The sequence below is a fragment of the Sphingobium sp. B11D3A genome (assembly GCF_025961695.1).
Classification (GTDB): domain Bacteria; phylum Pseudomonadota; class Alphaproteobacteria; order Sphingomonadales; family Sphingomonadaceae; genus Sphingobium.
Genome location: NZ_JAOQOE010000001.1, coordinates 285,765 through 304,908, shown reverse-complemented (window position 1 = coordinate 304,908; position 19,144 = coordinate 285,765). Strand labels below are relative to the sequence as shown.

Sequence of the window (19,144 nt, the reverse complement as noted above, 5' to 3'; positions counted from 1 at the left end):
CTGGAAACGGCTCGGCCGCAACGTCAAGCGAAATGCTTACGCGCCGACATCGGGCTTCTCTGCTGCCACATGCCGGCGGTGCCACGTCGCCTGCCGCCAGATATAGATCAGCACGATCAACAGGATGATGCCCGTCGACAGCGGCCCGAGGAACTGCTCGATGTTGCTGAACCGCCGCCCGAGCACCCAGCCGGCAATCGCCAGGCCGGAGCTCCATGCCGCGGTGCCGACCGTCGACCACACGAAAAAGCGGACCAGCCGCATCCGCAGAACGCCGGCGGGAATGGAAATGACCGAGCGAATGGTTGGGAGGACCCGGCCGACCATCACGATCGGCCCGCCGAAACGGTGAAAAAGGCCCTGTGCGCGCTCCACCTCGGGCCAGTCGAGCGTCAGCCAGCGGCCATATCGCTCGATGAGGGGGCGGAAGCGACGCAGGCCGATCATCCGCGCCAGCGCATACCAGAACAGATTGCCGGCCATCGCGCCCGCAGTACCGGCCAGGATCACGCCGCCCAGCCCCATGCCACCCCGCGCGGCGAGCACGCCCGCGACCGGCATGATCACCTCTGATGGGATGGGCGGGAAGACCGTCTCCAGCAGCATGAGCAGGAACACGCCGAACAGGCCGCTGCTTTCCACGACATCAAACACCCAACCTTGCATCGAAAACTCCAGTCAAGCGCGCACGCGTTGAGACGGGGCGGCCCTGCAAGCGGCAAGCCCGCCCTGCCTCAACACCTGTCAGCGCAAATAGTTGATGATCGCATAAACGCCGATGGCGCAGAGCAGAACGAGGATCGATATCGCTGAATATCCAACGGGCGAAATCCGCCCGATATGATCCTTGTAGAAGCGCTCATAGCCCGGCCGCAGGTCGTCGCGAGCGGAAAGCATCGCGACATCGTAGGAGGAGGCCTCCTTGCGATACCAGTGGAGAAGGCGGCGCAAATCGTCCTCGCTCAGGTCAGGATATGCGGCGATCAGGGTCTCGATGCGCACCTGCGCAGCGACATCCCCGGAGTCGGGGGTCGTCAGATGTTTCATGATAATTGTCCGAAGTTCGGGTGAGATAGGGCGCCGAGAAGGCGCGATTACCGAGCTTCAGACATAGGGAGGTGGGCGTGGGCCTTGATTGCGGCGCGCCGCCTGATCGTGGGTTGGGTCAGTGCGGTCCAGCCGCGGCAAGAATTGGGGGACCGCCTCTGAGCGCCCTGCCGACACGACGTCGGGCGCATAGGGCAGCGGCGGCAGCGCCTGATGCGGCTCCGCCTTGGCAAACTCGCTCCGCCCCGGCGGGACCAACGCGACGTCCACCGTCGAAGCGCTGAAGGCCGAGCCGTTGCGCGGCTGGAACGTTGCCGCACCGTCGGGCCATGCCTGCACCGCGATGAGCGCAAGGAGCAGCAAGGACAGCAGCCGGCGCACCATCGCGCCGGGCAGTAGCCCTCGTCCCTGCCACGCGGGCAGCGTGTCAGGCGATGCCACCTCAGGCAAGACTCACCCGTCCCCCGGCATGGCGCTGCAGACGACCGGCAATCTCCAGCTCCAGCAGCGCCGTCTGCACGTTCGCCGGCGGCAGGCCACTTTGCCGGATGAGTTCGTCGACCGCCACCGGGCTAAGGCTGAGCAAGGCGGTCACGCGCTGGCGGTCCGCCTCCACAAGATCGTCGGACGGCGGCTGCGACAGGAAGTCGCGCTGACCCGAGCGCAGCGCGCGGGGATCGAGCGACGCGATCGCCTCCACGACATCCTGCGCGCTTTGCACCAGCGTGGCGCCGTCGCGAATGAGGGCATTACAGCCATGGGCGCGCGGATCGGCCGGAAAGCCGGGCACGGCCATCACCTCCCGCCCCTCCTCGCCCGCCAGCCGCGCAGTCAGCAGCGAGCCCGAGCGCGGCGCCGCCTCGACCACCACCGTCCCCAGGCTCATCCAGGCGATGATCCGGTTGCGGGCGGGAAAGTGGCGGGCCAGCGGCTCAGCGCCGGGCGGCAGTTCGGTGAGCAGCAAGCCCTCGCGCGCAACCCGCTCCTGCAGATCGGCATTTTCCGGCGGGAAATTCACGTCGATGCCGGACCCGATCACCGCAACCGTTCGCGCGACCCCGGCCCCCTGATGCGCGGCGGTATCGATGCCGCGCGCGAGACCGGAAACCACGACGATGCCGGCCTCGCGCAGGGCATGGGCCAGTTCTCGCGCAAACCGGCAGGCTGCAGCGGAGGCATTACGCGCACCGACGATGGCAACACAGCGCTCCATGCCGAGCGCTGCATTGCCACGGGCGATGAGCACCGGCGGGGCACCTTCGGCCTGACCGAGCAGAGCCGGGTAATCGGCCTCGCCGAGGAACAGATAATGCGCGCCCAGCCGCTCGACCTGCGCGATTTCAGCATCGACGCTGTGGCGGTCACAGGGCTTGAAGCGGCGGTTTCCGCCGCGCGAGGCGAGATCGGGCAGCGCCTCCAGAGCGCGCCCGGCCGTGCCGAAGCGGGCCAGCAACTGCCGATAGGCGACCGGGCCGATATTCGGCGTCCGGATGAGCCGCAGGCGATCGTGCCTATCTGCGTTGAGCGACGTCATGCGGCGCGGGAGCGTCCCACGCGCGGTTCCTCCCCGCGCAGGAGGCGCGCAATGTTCAGCCGATGCCGCCACAGCACCACGAGCGCCATGCCGGCGATGGGCGCCGCAAGATCGGGCCGGCCAATCAGCAACGCCGCCACCGGCGCGCTGATGGCTGCGCTCATGCCGCCCACCGAACTGATCCGAAACAGGGCCAGCGCGGCCAGCCAGACCGCCGCAAAGACCAGTCCGACGATCCAGGACAGTGCAAGACATACGCCCAGCATCGTCGCCACGCCCTTGCCGCCGCGAAAACTCAGCCAGACCGGATAGCAATGCCCCACAAAGGCCATGACGCCGCCAATAGTGGCGCCGCTGAGGGCCATATCACCGACCGGCATCAGCCATGCGCCGACCATCGCTGCCACGGCACCTTTCGCGCCATCCAGCAGGAGCGTCGCAGCCGCGAGGCCCTTGCGTCCGGTGCGCAGCACATTGGTCGCGCCGATATTACCGGAGCCGATCGCGCGCAGGTCCCCCGCCCCGGCCAGCCGCGTGAGAATGATGCCGAAGGGGATGGACCCCAGAAGATAGCCGACAAGCGCGACAAGGGCCGGCAACTGCCATTGCATGGGAATTCTGCTCCTGTTTCGCGGATGACCTTTGCGCAGCGGCGGGCGATCTTGCAAGCGGGGATCGCGTGCGAGCGCCCGGCGGGTGGCGCGGACGGGCCCATCGCATGACTTTAATTTGCAACATTTCTGTCATCGATCCATCACAGGATGATGGCAGCGCAACCCGAGATGAAGACAATCGCGGTATTCAGCCTCAAGGGAGGCGTCGGCAAGTCCACCTTTGCCGTCAATCTGGCATGGGCCTCGGCAAGCCTCTCGGCGCGGCGAACATTGCTGTGGGATCTCGACCCGCAGGGCGCCGCGACCTGGCTCCTGGCCGCGCAGACGGAAACGCGCGACGCCGCCCGCGCCGTCTTTGCGCGGCAACTCGAACCCGAGGACATCTGCCAGCCCACCGCGATCCCGGGCCTCGATCTCTTGGCCGCCGACATGTCTCTTCACGGTCTGGAGCGGCTGCTCTTCGATCTGGGCAAGAAGCGCCGGTTGGCGAAGCTCCTCTCGGGCCTCGCGCAGCGTTATGACCGTGTTATCCTGGATTGCCCGCCCGGCCTCACCGAGACGGCCGAGCAGGTGCTACGGGGCGCAGATCTTGTCGTGGCTCCCGTGATCCCCTCACCGCTCGCCCGCAAATCGCTCGATGACCTAGCCAGCATCCTGATCCGGCGCGGCGGATGGCATCCCCCGATCCTGCCGGTGTTCTCGATGGTGGACCGGCGGCGCAAGCTCCATGCCGAGGCGCTCGACGCCCATCCCGACTGGCCGATCGTCAGTTACTCCAGCCTTGTCGAGCAGATGGGCCTTCGGCACGCGCCGCTCGCCACTTATGCCGCCCAGAGCCAGCCGGCCGAGCAATTCGCGACGATCTGGCAAGCCATCGAGCGCCGCCTCGCCAAGGGATGAGGCGAAGGGATCAGGCGACCTGCGTCGCTGAGCGCCCGAACAGGCCGATGCTCTCTTCCCGCGACATAGGCCGGCCGAAATAATAGCCCTGGATCTTCGAGCATCCCAGCGCCCGGATGATGTCATATTCCCCCTCGGTCTCCACGCCCTCTGCGGTGGTCTCCAGGCCCAGGCTGGTGGCCATCGCCACGACCGCGTTGATGATGGCGAGGCTCTCACGCTGGCCGCGAGCGGCGCCGTGAATGAAGCTTTGATCGACCTTGATGGTGTCGAACCGTGCACGGGAAAGGTAGCCGAGGGACGAGTAGCCGGTCCCGAAATCGTCCAGCGAAAGCCGGATGCCCATTTTCGCCAACCGATCGAGCGCCTGCGACGCGCCGGTCTCCTCCTGCATGAAGACGCTCTCGGTCACCTCCAGCTCCAACCGGCTGACTGGAAGCCCGGACTGCGCCAGAGCTGCGCTGATCTGCGGGACGATCTCAGGATCGCACAGTTGCTGGGCCGACACATTGACCGAGAGGCTCACCGCGTCCGGCCAATGACAGGCGGTCTTGCATGCCGTCTCCAGCACCCAAGCGCCAAGGCGGGAGATCAGCCTTGTATCCTCGGCGATAGGAATGAAGCGGTTGGGCGGAATCGGCCCAAGCTGGGGGTGCGTCCACCGGCAGAGCGCCTCGAAGCCGATGACATGGCGGGACCGCGCGTTGACGATGGGCTGGTAGACCAAGTGAAATTCGCCGGCCTCGATTGCGTTGCGCAACGCCAGTTCGAGATTGCGGCGCTCCTCTGCATCGGCGTGCATCGATGCCGTAAAGCGCAGATGCTTGCCGCGCCCGGCCTCCTTGGCGCGATACATGGCCAGATCCGCGCTGCGCATCAGCATGTCCGCATCCGTGCCGTCCTGCGGCGCCATGGCCGAGCCGATGCTAGCGCCGATGAACAGCGTCTGCCCGTCGAGCACATAGGGTCTGGACACAACTTCGATGATCGCGCTCGCCAGCCGGTCGACATAGATGGGATCGGCCACCTCGCGCACGACTACGGCAAACTCATCGCCGCCGAGCCGCCCGCAGACTTCGTTGAGCGAGCAGACGCCGCGCAGACGTTCGGCAACTTGGGCCAGAAGCTGGTCGCCGACATGATGACCGAGCGTATCGTTCACCGATTTGAACCGATCGAGATCGATCATCATGAAGGCGCAACGCGTCTGCCACGTCTGCGTGTCTTCGACGGATTTGGCCAGTTCCTCGCCCAGATTGAGGCGGTTGGGAAGATTGGTGAGCGTATCCAGCCGGGCAAGCTGCGAAATGCGCTCGTTCGTCTCCTTCTGCACCGTGATGTCGGAGCCGACGCCCCGAAAGCCCAGGAAATTGCCGGCCTCATCCAGCCGGGGAGATGCGGACAATGACCACCAGCGGCGCGCACCATCGACCGTGCCGGACAGGCACAGGTCGGAAAAGGACACACGGTCCTTGAGCTTCTCCGCCAGCACATGAAGGGCCGGGTCGAAATCCCCGTTCGTCCAGGTCGATCCTGCCAGCACTTGGAGGATGGATTGCCCGTCCACCTCCTCCACCGTCTTGCCGAGCATCCGCGCAAAGGCCGGGGAAACCCCGGTCAGACGCCGGGCGGGGTCGGTCTGCCACAGCACATCGGCCCCGTCGCGATCATGCTCGCGCAGCAGGAGACTGACGACCTCCCGCTTTTCGGCCAGCGCCTTGCTGGTCGAGACCTGCACGCCGAACTGGTGCGCCTGCCAGAGGCTTGTCGCCAAAGCGAGCAGAGCATAGATCGCCACGACACCCGCCAGAAAGGGATCGGCATGGCGGAGCATCATCCAGACGGTGCCCGTGCCGATCGAGAGGATGAAGCCACTGGCGGACAAGGGAGTCGACTGGAACGAAATGGCCACCGACGCCATCAGGCAGCAGGCGATGGTCCAGAATGTGACCACTTCTTCCGGCCTGGCCTCACCGGTGAAGAGCACCATTGCGGCGACCCATATGGCGCCCTGCAGCCAGCAGATCGCGCCATGTCGCAACAATGCGGCCCGCGTCGCATCGGCATAATCCGACGCCACATTGACCCGGCGTAACCGCAGCAACTGCGCTTGTGAAATACCGAGCACCAACATCCAGACAACGAACATCCAGATATTGATATGGTTGTAAAACCGCGCGCCCACGAGCATGGCAGAGATGGCCGTGATCGTGGTGAAGAGCCCCAGCATCCGGTCTGCGGAGCGCATCTGGCTCCCGCATACAAGGCGCCCCTGCGCCCCGGGAAGCGGACGGAATCCGCACAACAAGCCGAGCGAAACGACTTCTGTGGCGGGCGCTGCGCGCTGGTCTGGGACGGTTGAACGCTTGGTCACGGCGCGGTCATATCGCGCGCAGGTTATCAACCCGTAAGCAAGCGCTTGCAGTCTTTTGCCGCGTCAACCGCTCCGATCAGGCCGCGATGTCATAGGGCACGATTTCCCCGGTCAGATACAGTGTCCGCGCCTTCGAGCGGCTGAGTTTGCCCGAGCTGGTGCGCGGCAGCGAGCGCGGCGGCACCAGTTCAACCACGCAGTTCATGCCGGTGATCGAACGGACGCGCTCGCGAATCTCTTCCCGCAGCCGTGCGCGCTCGACATTGTCAGAGACGCGGCAATGCACCAGGACGGCGGGTGCTTCCTCGCCACCAGCGGTGGTGATGGCGAAGGCGGCAATGTCCCCCTGCTTGAAGCCGGGAAGCTGCTCCACCGCCCACTCGATATCCTGCGGCCAGTGATTCTTGCCGTTGATGATGATCATGTCCTTGGCGCGGCCGACGATGTACAGATAGCCGTCCGAAAGATAGCCCATGTCGCCGGTGTCCAGCCAGCCGTCGGCCATGCAGGCATCAGTCGACTCCTGATCGCGGAAATAGCCGACCATGAGCGAGGGACCGGTCGTCCACACCTTGCCGATGGTCCGCTCGGGCAGCGGGCCGCCGAATTCGTCGCGGATTTCGACAGTCATGCCCATCACCGGCTTGCCGCAATTGACAATCGCGCGGAAACGCTGCGGGCGATCCTCGACGGCATGGCCGCCGGACAGTTCGGTTTCCTCGACCAGCTCCACCATGATGCCTTCACCCGGCGGCATGATGGTCACGGCCAGCGTCGCTTCAGCCAGGCCATAGCTCGGCAGGAAGGCCTTGGGCGAGAAGCCGGCTTCCGCAAAAGCATCAACGAACTGCTGCATCACATCCGGGCGGATCATGTCCGCGCCGTTACCGGCCAAGCGCCAGCGCGACAGGTCGAAGCGTTCGGATGCCCGCGTCTGGCTGGACATGCGACGGGCGCAGATATCGTAACCAAAAGTAGGCGAATAGCTGATTGCTGTGCCCTGATGGCGCGAGATCATATCCAGCCACGCCAGCGGGCGGCGCGCGAAATCCTCGGTCTTGAGGTAATCGGTCGAGACCTGATTGGCGACGACCGAGAGGAAGCAGCCGACCAAACCCATGTCATGATACCAGGGCAGCCAGCTGATGCAGCGGTCGCTCGCGATCAGCTCCATGCCGTGGCTATGGGCGGCGAGATTGCTGAGCAGTGCCTTGTGGGTCACCGCCACGCCATGCGGAAATCGCGTCGATCCGCTGGAATATTGCAGATAGCAGATGTCGTCCGGACCGGCCTGCGGCAGCGCACAGGCTGTCACCGGTGCCGCGAGGAAGTCATCGAAGCTGAGCGGCTCCACGCCCTTGCGGCGCGCGGCCTCACCGGCCATCTCGCTCAGCTCGGCAGGGAAGAGCAGCATGATCGGGTCGCAGCTGTCGAGCTGGACGCAAAGCTGGTCGATATAGCTTTCCTTGCCGCCGAAGCTGGTGGGCAACGGCAGCGGCACAGGCCAGGCACCGGCATAGACGATGCCGAAGAACAACTGGGCGAACTCGGGGCCGGTCTCGGCGATCAGGGCGATCCGCTGCTGGGGCTGGACACCCCGCGCAATCAACCGATAGGCGCAGGCCAGTGCATCGCCGCGCATCTCCGAAAAGGTATAAGGACGCGCAAGATTGCCGCGGGCATCGTGAAAGTTAACTCCACGAACACCCTGCGCAGCATAATCAAGCGCGGCACCCAAAGTATCGAAATCGGCAAAGCGCCGCTCAAGCCGATCTTCCGTCGGTGTTGGCTGCATCTTAAATGACCCTTCTTTTTCCGCCAGATATCATCCCCTTAAGTCAAGGCATGGCGGCTGTTCTCTTGCGTCTACGCCTGGCTGGCTTGCGCTTGTCTGAACCGAAAAGCCGCATTCTATGCCTAGCCCTACCCCGTTCTTGCGCGAGTTAGGCGCGTTTACTTTAAGACAGGGAGTGTGGCACAAAAATGGCGCATGACGCCGCGCCCGCAAAAATCGCCGCCAAAACCGCTTGTCGAAGCGAGCCTTGAGGCGCTGGCTCTCCACTATGTCGGGCGCTTCGCCACCAGCCGGGGCCGACTCGCCGCCTATCTTATGCGCAAGCTGCGCGAGCGTGGCTGGGCCGGCGATTCCCCGCCCCCGACCGAGCGGATCACGCAAAAGCTGGTCGATCTCGGCTATGTGGACGACCGAGCCTATGCCGAGATGAAATCCGGGGCGATGCAGCGGCGGGGCCTCGGGCAACGCCGCATCGCGCAGACGCTGCGGCATGACGGGATCGACGAGACGACATCCGAGCAGGCCGCCCCCGACGCTGCCGCGCAATGGGATGCGGCCGAGCGCCTCGCCCGCCGCAAGCGAATCGGGCCCTTCGCGGCCGAGCAGGCCGACCGGCCGTTGCGGGAAAAGCAGATCGCGACCTTTTTGCGGGCCGGCCACAGCATGCAGACCGCCCGCGACTGGATCGAAAGCGCGCCGGGCGAGTTGCCCGAGCGACCAGAGACCCTGTCAGCAGAGGATTGGGAATGACGAAGAGGCGGCGGATCGGGCGTGGTCTGAACATCGGCGCGCTGGCGACAGCGCTCGCGCTGGCCGCCTGCCATGCGGCGCCGGAGGACAGCGCTAACACCTCAGCGGTTGCCAATAGCGCGGCCCTGCCCGCTGGCAGCACCGAACTTCGCATTCACACGTCCAGCGGCCAGACCCATCGCTTCATCGCGGAACTGGCGGTGGACAAGGAGGCCCAGCAGCATGGCCTGATGGGCCGCGAGACGCTGGCCGACGATGCCGGCATGATCTTTCCGTTCGCCTATCCTAACATGGCATCCTTCTGGATGAAGGACACGCGCGTTCCGCTGGACCTGTTGTTCATCCGCACCGACGGTACGATTGCAGACATCCTGCAGGGTGAGCCGAACAGCCTGCGCCCGCTCGCGGCCAATGAGGCGGTGACGGCGGTGCTGGAAATCCGGCAGGGACGTGCGGAGGCGCTTGGCATCGCCAAGGGCGACCGGATCGAATGGGGCGATTGCGCCACGGATGCAGGCGCCGGTGCTGGTAGCGCGCCCGTGTGGCGAGCGGATCGCTTCTGCCCCTCGTCGCAGCACTGAGCGCACTTCATTCGATTCCACGTTGCCAATCCCCCGTGAGTGCGGCTAAGCGCTCTGGCCATGGGACTGCTCGGCAAGATCTTCACCTGGTGGGACGGCGCCACCATCGGCACCTCGCTGTTCACTTCGCGCAAAGGCACGAAAGTGGGCGAGGACCATCAGGGCAATGTCTATTATGAAGGCGGCACGGACCCCAACGGCCTCACGCGCCGCTGGGTGATTTACAAGGGCGCCAATGATGCCAGCCGCGTGCCTGCAGAATGGCATGGCTGGCTGCACCACAGCATCGACGGCACGCCCGAGAGCCATTTGCCGCCGCCCCGCATCTGGGAAACCGAATTCACGCCCAACCAGACGGGCACGCCGCAGGCCCATCTGCCTTCCGGCGCCATCGCTGCCGGCGGTCGCCGCCAGATGGCGACGGGCGACTACGAAGCCTGGACGCCGAATACGTGATGATTCTCCGGTCCGCGCGGCCGGGCCGATGGTTGCTCGCGCTCGGCATCATTGGACCGCTGACGGCCTGCGGGGACCCCGAGGCAGCCCGCAATGTCGCGGTCGTGCCGGAAGAGCGCACGCAGGACGAGCGCCCCGTGAAGGTCGAGACCGGCTTGCCCGGAACGCCGATGGCGGAGCGCGTCGCGGAGATCGGCCTGCTCAACAAGCGCAACGGCATCACCCAGAAATTCACGATGAAGCCGGGCGTGGCGTTGCGCTCGGGCAATGCCATAATCCGCCTGCGCGCCTGCGAAACCACCGCGCCGTGGGAAATGGACAAGGAAACCGGCGCATTCGTGCAGCTCGACGTGCTGGAAAGCCGCGACAATAAATGGCACCGCACCTTCTCCGGCTGGCTGTTCAAGGAACGGCCTGACCGCAATGTGGTGCTGCACCCGATCTACGACGTCTGGGTGATCAGCTGCGCGATGAGCTGGCCGGAGACCGGGCCGGATACGGTGCGCGTGGCGGATCGCAGCGCACGTTCGGCCGGCGCATCCGGCAACGAATCGAGCGCATCGAACGCGGCAGAAGCCCCCGCAGCGCCGTCCGCGCCTGCCGACAGCGCATCGCCGAGCAATCCCGAATAGGTCTGCGCATCGATCTCCACCGCGCCCAGGGAGGCAAGGTGCGGGGTCATGAACTGGCAATCGAGCAATGTGAATCCGCCGACCCGCAACCGGGCGACCAGCCAGGCCATCGCCACCTTTGAGGCATCACGCCGGCGGCTGAACATGCTCTCGCCAAAGAAGGCCCGCCCCAGCGCCAGACCGTAGAGCCCGCCGACGAGATGGCGCTCGCCATCCTCGTGGCTCCACACTTCCACGCTGTGCGCCAGCTTGCCGTGGTGCAGGCGCACAAAGGCTTCCTCAATGTCCCGATTGATCCACGTCGTCGGGCGATCTGTGGCGCTCTGCGCACACAGGGCGATGACCTGCTCGAACGCGGAATCCGCAGTGACCTCGAACCGGTCGGCGCGCACGGTCTTGCGCAGGGATTTGGAGAGATGAAAGCCATCGAGCGGCAGTATCGCCCGCCGCTCAGGCTCCACCCAGAAGACAGAATTGGCGGCACGGTCGTCGGCCATAGGGAACAGCCCGACCGCATAAGCGCGCAACAGGATCGGTAAATCGATCGCCATTCCCGGCCTTTAGCATCCCCACCGGCCTTTGTCGCGCCCGTCCCTTGGGGCAAAAAGGGCTGGCAGGCGCCACGGGGAGGCGATAGCGATCCGGCACAGTCTGGAGAGGAGCAAGCCTGTGGCAATTTTCGTGCTGGTTCATGGCGCCTGGGGCGGCAGCTGGGGTTATGGCCCCCTTGCCCGCGAACTGCGGTCGGCCGGCCATGAGGTACACGTCCCGTCGCTCACTGGGCTGGGCGAGCGTGCTCATCTGGCTCATGGCGGCCTTACGCTCAGCGATCATATCGCCGATGTGGTCGGCCTCATCGATTGCGAGGGCCTGCGCGACATCATCCTCGTCGGCCACAGCTATGGCGGCATGGTGATCACCGGTGTCTCGGCCCTGCGCGGCACCCGCATCCGCAGCCTCATCTATCTCGACGCCTTCCTGCCGAAGGATGGCGAAATGCTCTGGGACATCGTCGATGACGCGACGCGGGCGATGTATATCGAGAATCAGCGGCAGTCGCCGGGCCTCGTCCAGCCGATCTTCCCGGTTCCGCCGGGCCGGGCCGGGCGCGTCTCGGGCCACCCGCTCCTCACCCTGCTCGAACCGGTCAAACTGGGTGGCGAGGAGGACGCGGTCGCCCGGCGGACCTACGTCTTTGCGTCCGCCAGCCCGCTCGGCTCGTTCGCGCAGTTCCGCGCGCGCTGCACCGCAGACCCGGCCTGGGATGTCCACGAACTCCCCACCAGCCACATGATGTGGGACGATGATCTCCCCGGCATTACACGCATCCTCCTCGATGACGCAGCGAAGGACGAATGACGACAAGTTGCGGAAAGCGCCGTTGACCGCTTGCGCCCGCCTTCGGGTCGCGTTAAGGGCAGCGCCTTCACCGGCACAGGGGTGTAGCTCAGCTGGTAGAGCGTCGGTCTCCAAAACCGAATGTCGTAGGTTCGAATCCTATCGCCCCTGCCAAAACTTGCCCCGAGGCGCCCGAGCGCGTAGAGGCAAGGACGGTTGCGAAATGCAGGCGGCGGGCCGGCCGGAGAAAGCTCCGGGTGCGGTCCGCTTTCTTGTGTTTCAAAGAGTTCTGGTTTCATCTGAAAGAGCAGGCTGAGCGTGGCGAAAACCTCCCCCATCGAATTCGTGAACCAGGTCAAGGCCGAGTGGAACAAGGTCACCTGGCCGACCTCGCGCGAGACGGTGATGACCACGATCATGGTGGTGATCCTGACCACGGTGCTCGGACTTTTCTTCTTTGGCATCGACACGTTCTTTGGCTGGATCGTTCGCACGCTGCTGGGTTTGGCCGCGGGCCAGAGCTGATCGCCGCTCTCCCGACCAAGACGAATTGAGGAAACGATAAAATTATGGCGCGCTGGTACATCATCCACGCTTATTCGGGCTTCGAGAACAAGGTCCGCGAGTCCATCCTGTCCGAAGCCGAGCGCATGGGTCTGGCCCAGCTCATCGAGCAGGTCGAGGTGCCGACCGAGACCGTGACCGAAGTGAAGCGCGGCAAGAAGGTTCAGGTCGAGCGCAAGAACATGCCGGGCTATGTGCTCGCCAAGCTCAGCATGAACGATGATATCTACCACCTCATCAAGAACACGCCCAAGGTCACCGGCTTCCTCGGCAATTCCGGCAAGCCGCAGCCGATCAGCGAGGCGGAAGCCGCCCGCTTCTTCGGCGCGCGCGAGGAAGCCGCCGCCCAGCCGCGTCACAAGGTCAATGTCGATTACGAGATCGGCGACAGCGTGAAGGTGATGAGCGGCCCGTTCGCCAGCTTCATCGGCACCGTCGAGGAACTGGATTTCGAGAAGAGCCGCGTGAAGGTCTCGGTTTCGATCTTCGGCCGCGCGACGCCGGTGGAACTGGACTTCGAGGAAGTCGAGCTTTCCAAATAAGGCCTTCGACAGCCAATTTTTCGAGCCGCCGGTCCCTGATCGGCGGCTCTTTTCTTGTGTCGAACGCGGGAATGACGGGCAGGAAACGCCGAAAAGGCACAAACGCGCCGCGCCGGTCTCAGCCGTTCTTCCACCTCATCCAACCTGACCATCGCGCAGGGCGATTGCGTTGGCGCGGCGAATAATCCCTTGATTGCGCAAGCACCGCAACGGTGCCGCATCAGGAGAGATTAGACGTGGCAGGGAGCAGGAGATCGTGGATCGCAGGCATGGCGCTGATGACGGCGCCGCTGCTCCTCGCGGGACAGGACGCCCGATCAGGCGGCATGCAGCCAGCCCATGTCACCAGCGAGCGGATGCGGGCGCCGGACGCACCCGCCAGCGCCGGCAGCTGGATGGCCTATGGGCGCAGCTATGACGAGCAGCGTTATTCGCCGCTCACCCAGATAAACGACAAGACCGTCCAGCGGCTTGGACTGGCCTGGTACGATGATTTGAACACCTACCGCGGCGTGCAGGCGACACCGCTGGTGGTCGATGGCGTGATCTACAACGCCTCCGCCTTCAACATCGTGACCGCCTATGATGGACGGACCGGCCGCAAGCTGTGGACCTATGATCCGCAGGTCGAGCGGCAATGGGCGCGGCTGGCCTGTTGCGGCCCCTCGACCCGTGGCATTGCGGCGTGGAACGGCAAGATCTACGTCGCCGCGCTCGACGGCCGGCTGATCGCCGTGGATGCGCAGACCGGCAAGGCGGTCTGGACGGTGCAGACCTTCGACCGCGCGCATCCCTATTCCATCACCGGCGCGCCGCGCGTGTTCGATGGCAAGGTGGTGATCGGCCATGGCGGCGCCGACTATGGCGTGCGCGGTTTCGTCAGCGCCTGGGATGCGGAGACCGGAAAACAGCTATGGAAGTTCTACACCGTGCCCGGCGACCCCGCCGATGGCCCCGACGGCGAAGCCTCGGACGCGGCGATGAAGATCGCGCTGCCGACCTGGCACGGGGAGTGGTGGAAATATGGCGGTGGCGGGACTGCGTGGGACAGCTTCGTCTACGATCCGGCGCTCAACCTCGTCTATATCGGCACCGGCAACGGATCGCCGATCAGCTGGCATTTCCGCAGCGCGGGCAAGGGTGACAATCTGTTCCTGTGCTGCATCGTGGCGGTGGATGCCGACACTGGCGCCTATCGCTGGCATTATCAGGCGGTGCCGGAGGAAGACTGGGACTTTACCTGCACCCAGCCGATGATGCTCGCGGACCTGAAGATCAAGGGCAAGACCCGCCCGGTCATCATGCAGGCGCCCAAGAACGGCTTTTTCTACGTGCTCGACCGCAAGACCGGGGAATTGCTCTCGGCCGAGAAATTCGTGCCGAGCAACTGGGCCAGCCATATCGACATGAAGACCGGGCGGCCGGTGCTGTATCCGGGCGTGCATCTGACAACGACGCCCCAGCGCATCACGCCGAGCCTGCTCGCCGCGCATAGCTGGCACCCCATGTCGTTCAGCCCGAAGACCGGGCTGGTCTATTTCCCGGCCATGGAACAATCCATCGTCTATGCCCGGCAGCGGGACGAGGATTTTACCTTCGTGCCGTTCCGCAACAATGCCGGCTTCGATTATGCCGGCGCCACGCCGGAATGGGCCGCGCAGCGCAAGGCCTTGCAGGCAGAGGCGGATGCCATGGAGAAAGGCTATCTGCTCGCCTGGAACCCGGTGACGCAGAAAGAAGTGTGGCGCGTGCCCTATTCACTCCCCGGCTCGGGTGGCACGCTGGCGACGGCGGGCAATCTCGTCTTTCAGGGCACGATCGAGAAGACCTTCGCGGCGTACCGGGCCGACACCGGGCAGAAGCTCTGGGACATGAATGTCGACAATGTCGCCATCGGCGGGCCCGTGACTTACGCCATCGACGGCGTGCAATATGTCGCAGTGAATGTCGGCTGGGGCGGATCGATCGTCGCGGGGCTGAGCAAGATTCCCGGCGGCTTCCGGGTGTCACCGGCGCGGTTGCTGGTGTTCAGGCTGGATGCCAAAGGCGTGACGCTGCCGCCCCTACCGCCGCCGACGGCCCTGCCCCGCCCGCCCTTCCTCCGCGCCACCGAAGCGCAGGTGCGGCTGGGCGCGCAACTTTATGGCGAGACCTGCGCCCGCTGCCATGGCGAGAATGCGCGCGGTGGCCTCAAGGACCTGCGCTACATGACGCCCGACACGCGCGCGCACTTCCTCGATATCGTGCTGGAGGGCACCAAGGCCGATCTGGGCATGGCCAGCTTCAAGGGCGTGCTGGACAAGACACAGGCGGAGGCGATCCACGCCTACCTCATCGCGCGCGGCAATGAGGATTGGCAGGACGATGCCGTGCGGCAATGAGGGGCTAGTTCGTGCGGCCTAGCCGCGCCGCTGGGCGAACCAGATGACGTGGCGCGGCCCCTTGCCGTTCTCCCGCGCCTTCACCGCCACCTCGTCGACGATGAACCCGGCGCTCTTCAGCCGGCGGGTGAAGGCTTCGTCCGAGCCGGCGGACCAGACGGCGAGAATGCCGCCCGGCTTGAGCGCCCGCATCGCCTGGGAGAGGCCGCGCGCGGCATAGAGCCGGTCATTGGCCGGCACGGTGAGGCCGTCGGGACCATTATCGACGTCGAGCAAGATGGCATCGTAGCGCCCCTGCCCTTCCTCGATCAGCTCGGCGACGTCGCTGTGGACGAGATCCACGCGCGGATCATCGAGACAGCCGGCGGCCAATTCGGCCATCGGCCCCCGCGCCCATTCGATGATCTCCGGCACCAGCTCGGCCACCGTGACCTTCGCCTGCGCATCGAGCGCGCCCAGCGCCGCGCGCAGCGTGAAGCCCATGCCATAGCCACCGATCAGCAGATGCCGCCCCGCGCGGGACGGCAGCCGCTCCAGCGTCATCAGCGCCAGCGCCTTTTCCGATCCGCTCATCCGGCTGTTCATCAGTTCGTTGCGGTCCAGCACGATCATGAAATCGTCGCCGCGCCGGAACAGGCGCAGATCCTCGCCGCCGGGCACCTTTGCCGTGCCGAGATGTTCGCGGGGCTTCATATCGTTCCTTTCAACCGAGCCGTCCCTCTGGCAGACCCGGAGGCATCGCGCAAACGGTCCCGGCACTGTATGCCTCCGCGCGACTCTCCCCCCAATCCAATCCCCGGAGCTTCATGCGTTACTTTCTCGATACCGAATATAATGGTTTTGGCGGCGCCCTGATCAGCCTGGCCCTGGTGCCCGAATATGGCGATCAGGAGCTGTATCTCTCGCTTCTGCCGCTTCCAGAACCGCTCCACCCCTGGGTCGAGCACAATGTGATCCCCTATCTGCGCCATGTGCCGACCGGGCTGGATTATGCCGTGGAGCGGGCCAATGCGTCCGAGCTGGTCGCCACCTATCTCGCCGGCGACAATGAGCCGATGATCGTCGCAGACTGGCCCGAGGACATCGCCCATTTCGCGACGCTGCTGATGACCGGCCCCGGCGAGATGATCGACGTGCGCGGCCTCCGCTTCGAGCTGGTCAATGCCGCCGGGTTCAGCAGCGCGCGCAACAGCCAGGTGCCGCATAATGCCCTTCACGACGCCCGCGCCTTGCGTGGCTTCGTGCTCTCGACCGATATCTGAACCGGGCGGCGCAGCAGGTATCGCTTGCCGCCGCCCGATAGATTGCTAACCATTAAAAGAATAGTTGCCTTACGAACGATTCGAGGCACAGCCGGAGAGGACAGCCAGCATGGCCAGCGCGCCCCGCTCGATCGATATCGCCACGTTCATCAATGAGCGGAAGCTCGGCCCGTTCAATTTCCGGCTGATCGTTCTCTCTTGGTTGATCACGGTGTTCGACGGGTTCGACATGATGCTGATCAGCTTCACCGCGCCCTGGATGCGCGATGAGTTGAGCCTTTCCACCCACCAGCTGGGCAATGTGTTTTCTGCCGGTCTGTTCGGCATGATGGTCGGCGGTTTTGCCTTCGCATACATTGGCGATCGGATCGGCCGGCGACAGACGATCATCGGCGCCGCCTTCGCATTCGGCATTTTGACCACCGCCACCGCGCTGGCGCAGAGCTATGAAGCCCTTCTCATCCTGCGCTTCCTCGATGGCTTTGCCATTGGTGGCATGCTGCCGCTCGCCTGGGCGCTCAACATCGAATATGTGCCCACCAAATACCGCTCGACCGTGGTGACGGTGATCATGGTCGGCTACAGCCTCGGCTCCTCGCTGGCCGGGCCGGTGACCGTGTGGCTTGCCCCCACCTATGGCTGGGAGGGCGTGTTCGTTTTCGGCGGCCTCGGCACGATCGTCTGCGCCTTTGCCCTGTTGTTCTGGTTGCCGGAATCGGTACGCTTCCTCGCCAGCAAGAACCTCAAGCCGGACCTGATCGCCAAGACGTTGAACAAGGTCGATCCCACGCTCGGCGCGACCGCGCAGGACCGCTTCGAGCTCAGCGACGAGAAGCAGGATACCAGCAATTTCACCGCCGCCAAGCTGTTCAAGGGCGACCTCAAATGGCTGACGCCGCTGCTCTGGCTGGCCTATATCGCCAGTACGCTGGCCGTCTATTTCAAGGCCAATTGGGGCCCTATCGTCTATGAGGATCTCAAATTCTCGCGCGAGACGGCGGCCTATGTCTCGTCCATCGGCGGCATCGCCGGCGCGGTGCTAGGCCTGCTGCTGATGCGCTTTACCGATGGCAAGGGGCCCCTTGCGGTCGCGGTCTATCCGGCCGTCGCCTTCCCGCTGCTGCTGCTTGTCGGCCTGGTGCCGATGGAGCCGACGCTCTTCCTGATCGTCTCGGTCGCCGCGACCAGCTTCGTGGGCGGCGCGCATTTCGGCATTCTGTCGATTGCCGGCGTCTTCTATCCCTCCGCAATCCGGGCGAACGGCGCCGGCTGGGCAACATCCGTAGCCAAGATCGGCGGCATTGCAGGGCCGATCATCGGCGCGTTCGTGCTGGCGAGCGGCCTGCCGATCGTTCGCAGCTTTGCCATTCTGGCGCTGTGCCCTGCCGTTCTGGCACTGTGCGCGCTCGGCATCGGCATGATCGTGAAGCGCCGCAAAGCACCGGCGGACGTGCTGAACACGGCACAGCCCGCGCCGGCCGAATGAGCGGGGGCGCGACGACCTAAAAGTCAGGCTTGATCGGCAAGGGGAAATGCTCGCTGGTTTTCTGGGTGAAGCCGCGCCAATAGCGCGCCTCTCTCCCAAGCCGGTGCGACGAAACCCATGACCACAGAGCGCCTCTTCAAACCGATCCTTGCCGGCGCCCGGCTGATGCCGCGCCTGCTGGCGGTGATCGGCGCGACGGCGGGGATCGGGCTGACGATCGTGCTCTGCCTGCAATTCCCGATCGCTTACGCCGATCTGCCGATCATCGTCGCGCCCATTGGCGCTTCGGCAGTGCTGGTCTTTGCCGTGCCGACCAGTCCGCTCGCCCAGCCCTGGTCGGTGGTGGGCGGGAACATCCTCTCGGCACTGGTGGGCGTGGCGGCGGCCCGCTGGATTCCGCCAATGGCGCTGGCCGCCGGCGTGGCTGTCGGGGGCGCGATCCTCGTGATGTCGCTCTGCCGCTGCCTGCACCCGCCCGGCGGGGCGGCGGCGCTGACCGCCGTGATTGGCAGCCAGGGCATTCACGATGCCGGCTATGCCTTCGCCTTCGCGCCCGTTGGGCTCAATTCCATCGCGCTGGTGTCGCTCGCCATGTTCTTCCATCGCATGACCGGTCACAGCTATCCGCATCAGCCGGCTGCGCCCGCAATCCAGAGCGCGCAGGTGCGAGAGGCATCAGGGCTGCACAGCGAGGATATCGACAAGGCGCTGGAGGATATGGACGAGAGTTTCGACATCAGCCGCGACGATCTCGCCCTGCTGCTCTCCCAGGCGGAGCTTCATGCGCTGGCGCGGCGTACCGCCGGGCAAAAGTGAATCGAGAAGACCGCTCTTTCCTTTTGCACCAGTCAACGCTATAGGCGCCGGCTTCCGGACGGTCTTGCAGGC

The 19,144-nt window shown here is 65.1% G+C and carries 20 protein-coding genes, 1 tRNA gene and 1 pseudogene; 13 read left to right on the top strand and 9 right to left on the bottom strand.

The genetic code is table 11. The annotated features are described in order from the left end of the window. Positions 1–36: 36 nt before the first annotated feature. The 5 genes from M2332_RS01490 to plsY all read right to left on the bottom strand — a co-directional run bounded on the left by M2332_RS01490 (position 37) and on the right by plsY (position 3,192). The gene (locus tag M2332_RS01490) at positions 37–666 is read right to left on the bottom strand and encodes a DedA family protein (RefSeq protein ID WP_264572675.1); all 630 of its coding nucleotides are present in this window, start codon (positions 664–666) and stop codon (positions 37–39) included. Positions 667–744: 78 nt separating this feature from the next. Then, positions 745–1,047: a hypothetical protein gene (locus tag M2332_RS01485; protein WP_264572674.1), complete on the bottom strand. Its 303-nt coding sequence runs from the start codon at positions 1,045–1,047 to the stop codon at positions 745–747. 57 nt (positions 1,048–1,104) lie between these two features. Continuing rightward, a complete protein-coding gene (locus M2332_RS01480) occupies positions 1,105–1,431 on the bottom strand; it encodes a hypothetical protein (protein ID WP_264572673.1) in 327 nt (108 codons plus the stop codon). Between the two features lie 58 nt (positions 1,432–1,489). Beyond that, complete coding sequence (gene dprA, locus M2332_RS01475) at positions 1,490–2,581, bottom strand: DNA-processing protein DprA (protein WP_264572672.1); 1,092 nt, start codon at positions 2,579–2,581, stop codon at positions 1,490–1,492. After that, entirely contained in the window at positions 2,578–3,192 is a 615-nt protein-coding gene (gene plsY, locus M2332_RS01470; RefSeq protein WP_264572671.1) for a glycerol-3-phosphate 1-O-acyltransferase PlsY, read from the bottom strand. Before plsY ends, dprA begins: the two co-directional genes overlap by 4 nt. Positions 3,193–3,345: 153 nt before the next feature. On the opposite strand from plsY, the gene M2332_RS01465 reads away from it, so the two are divergent. Beyond that, complete coding sequence (locus M2332_RS01465; RefSeq protein WP_264572670.1) at positions 3,346–4,095, top strand: ParA family protein; 750 nt, start codon at positions 3,346–3,348, stop codon at positions 4,093–4,095. Between the two features lie 10 nt (positions 4,096–4,105). Here M2332_RS01465 and M2332_RS01460 read toward each other — a convergent pair whose 3' ends face one another. Beyond that, a complete protein-coding gene (locus tag M2332_RS01460) occupies positions 4,106–6,343 on the bottom strand; it encodes a putative bifunctional diguanylate cyclase/phosphodiesterase (RefSeq protein WP_264572669.1) in 2,238 nt (745 codons plus the stop codon). A gap of 202 nt (positions 6,344–6,545) precedes the next feature. Beyond that, the gene (locus M2332_RS01455) at positions 6,546–8,264 is read right to left on the bottom strand and encodes a fatty acyl-AMP ligase (RefSeq protein WP_264572668.1); all 1,719 of its coding nucleotides are present in this window, start codon (positions 8,262–8,264) and stop codon (positions 6,546–6,548) included. A gap of 195 nt (positions 8,265–8,459) precedes the next feature. On the opposite strand from M2332_RS01455, the gene M2332_RS01450 reads away from it, so the two are divergent. The 4 genes and pseudogenes from M2332_RS01450 to M2332_RS16610 form a co-directional block, all read left to right on the top strand. Further along, positions 8,460–9,014, top strand: coding sequence for a regulatory protein RecX (locus tag M2332_RS01450; protein WP_264572667.1), 555 nt, complete (start codon positions 8,460–8,462; stop codon positions 9,012–9,014). After that, complete coding sequence (locus tag M2332_RS01445) at positions 9,011–9,595, top strand: DUF192 domain-containing protein (protein WP_264572666.1); 585 nt, start codon at positions 9,011–9,013, stop codon at positions 9,593–9,595. Before M2332_RS01450 ends, M2332_RS01445 begins: the two co-directional genes overlap by 4 nt. Positions 9,596–9,655: 60 nt before the next feature. Next, positions 9,656–10,051, top strand: coding sequence for an NADH:ubiquinone oxidoreductase subunit NDUFA12 (locus M2332_RS01440; protein WP_181559488.1), 396 nt, complete (start codon positions 9,656–9,658; stop codon positions 10,049–10,051). Next, positions 10,051–10,458, top strand: a pseudogene (locus M2332_RS16610) (DUF2155 domain-containing protein); the annotation flags it as partial. The gene M2332_RS01440 and the pseudogene M2332_RS16610, both read left to right, overlap by 1 nt. 35 nt (positions 10,459–10,493) lie before the next feature. Here M2332_RS16610 and aat read toward each other — a convergent pair. Further along, complete coding sequence (gene aat / locus M2332_RS01430; protein ID WP_264572665.1) at positions 10,494–11,234, bottom strand: leucyl/phenylalanyl-tRNA--protein transferase; 741 nt, start codon at positions 11,232–11,234, stop codon at positions 10,494–10,496. Between the two features lie 118 nt (positions 11,235–11,352). On the opposite strand from aat, the gene M2332_RS01425 reads away from it, so the two are divergent. The 5 genes from M2332_RS01425 to M2332_RS01405 all read left to right on the top strand — a co-directional run bounded on the left by M2332_RS01425 (position 11,353) and on the right by M2332_RS01405 (position 15,508). After that, entirely contained in the window at positions 11,353–12,042 is a 690-nt protein-coding gene (locus M2332_RS01425) for an alpha/beta fold hydrolase (RefSeq protein WP_264572664.1), read from the top strand. Positions 12,043–12,119: 77 nt separating this feature from the next. Beyond that, positions 12,120–12,195: transfer RNA gene (locus M2332_RS01420), tRNA-Trp, on the top strand. Between the two features lie 144 nt (positions 12,196–12,339). Continuing rightward, positions 12,340–12,546, top strand: coding sequence for a preprotein translocase subunit SecE (gene secE, locus M2332_RS01415; protein WP_181559485.1), 207 nt, complete (start codon positions 12,340–12,342; stop codon positions 12,544–12,546). Positions 12,547–12,590: 44 nt separating this feature from the next. After that, entirely contained in the window at positions 12,591–13,127 is a 537-nt protein-coding gene (nusG, locus tag M2332_RS01410) for a transcription termination/antitermination protein NusG (RefSeq protein ID WP_181559484.1), read from the top strand. 269 nt (positions 13,128–13,396) lie between these two features. Next, the gene (locus M2332_RS01405) at positions 13,397–15,508 is read left to right on the top strand and encodes a PQQ-dependent dehydrogenase, methanol/ethanol family (RefSeq protein ID WP_264572663.1); all 2,112 of its coding nucleotides are present in this window, start codon (positions 13,397–13,399) and stop codon (positions 15,506–15,508) included. Between the two features lie 18 nt (positions 15,509–15,526). Here M2332_RS01405 and M2332_RS01400 read toward each other — a convergent pair whose 3' ends face one another. Continuing rightward, positions 15,527–16,201, bottom strand: a complete 675-nt coding sequence (locus M2332_RS01400; protein WP_264572662.1) for a spermidine synthase — start codon at positions 16,199–16,201, stop codon at positions 15,527–15,529. Positions 16,202–16,314: 113 nt separating this feature from the next. Here M2332_RS01400 and M2332_RS01395 point away from each other — a divergent pair, with 113 nt between their 5' ends. The 3 genes from M2332_RS01395 (at position 16,315) to M2332_RS01385 (ending at position 19,072) form a co-directional block, all read left to right on the top strand. Beyond that, positions 16,315–16,770 (top strand): hypothetical protein, encoded by a 456-nt coding sequence (locus M2332_RS01395; RefSeq protein ID WP_181559481.1) that lies wholly within the window; start codon positions 16,315–16,317, stop codon positions 16,768–16,770. Positions 16,771–16,879: 109 nt separating this feature from the next. After that, entirely contained in the window at positions 16,880–18,256 is a 1,377-nt protein-coding gene (locus M2332_RS01390; RefSeq protein ID WP_264572661.1) for an MFS transporter, read from the top strand. Positions 18,257–18,373: 117 nt separating this feature from the next. Beyond that, positions 18,374–19,072, top strand: coding sequence for an HPP family protein (locus tag M2332_RS01385; RefSeq protein WP_264572660.1), 699 nt, complete (start codon positions 18,374–18,376; stop codon positions 19,070–19,072). Positions 19,073–19,144: the final 72 nt, after the last annotated feature.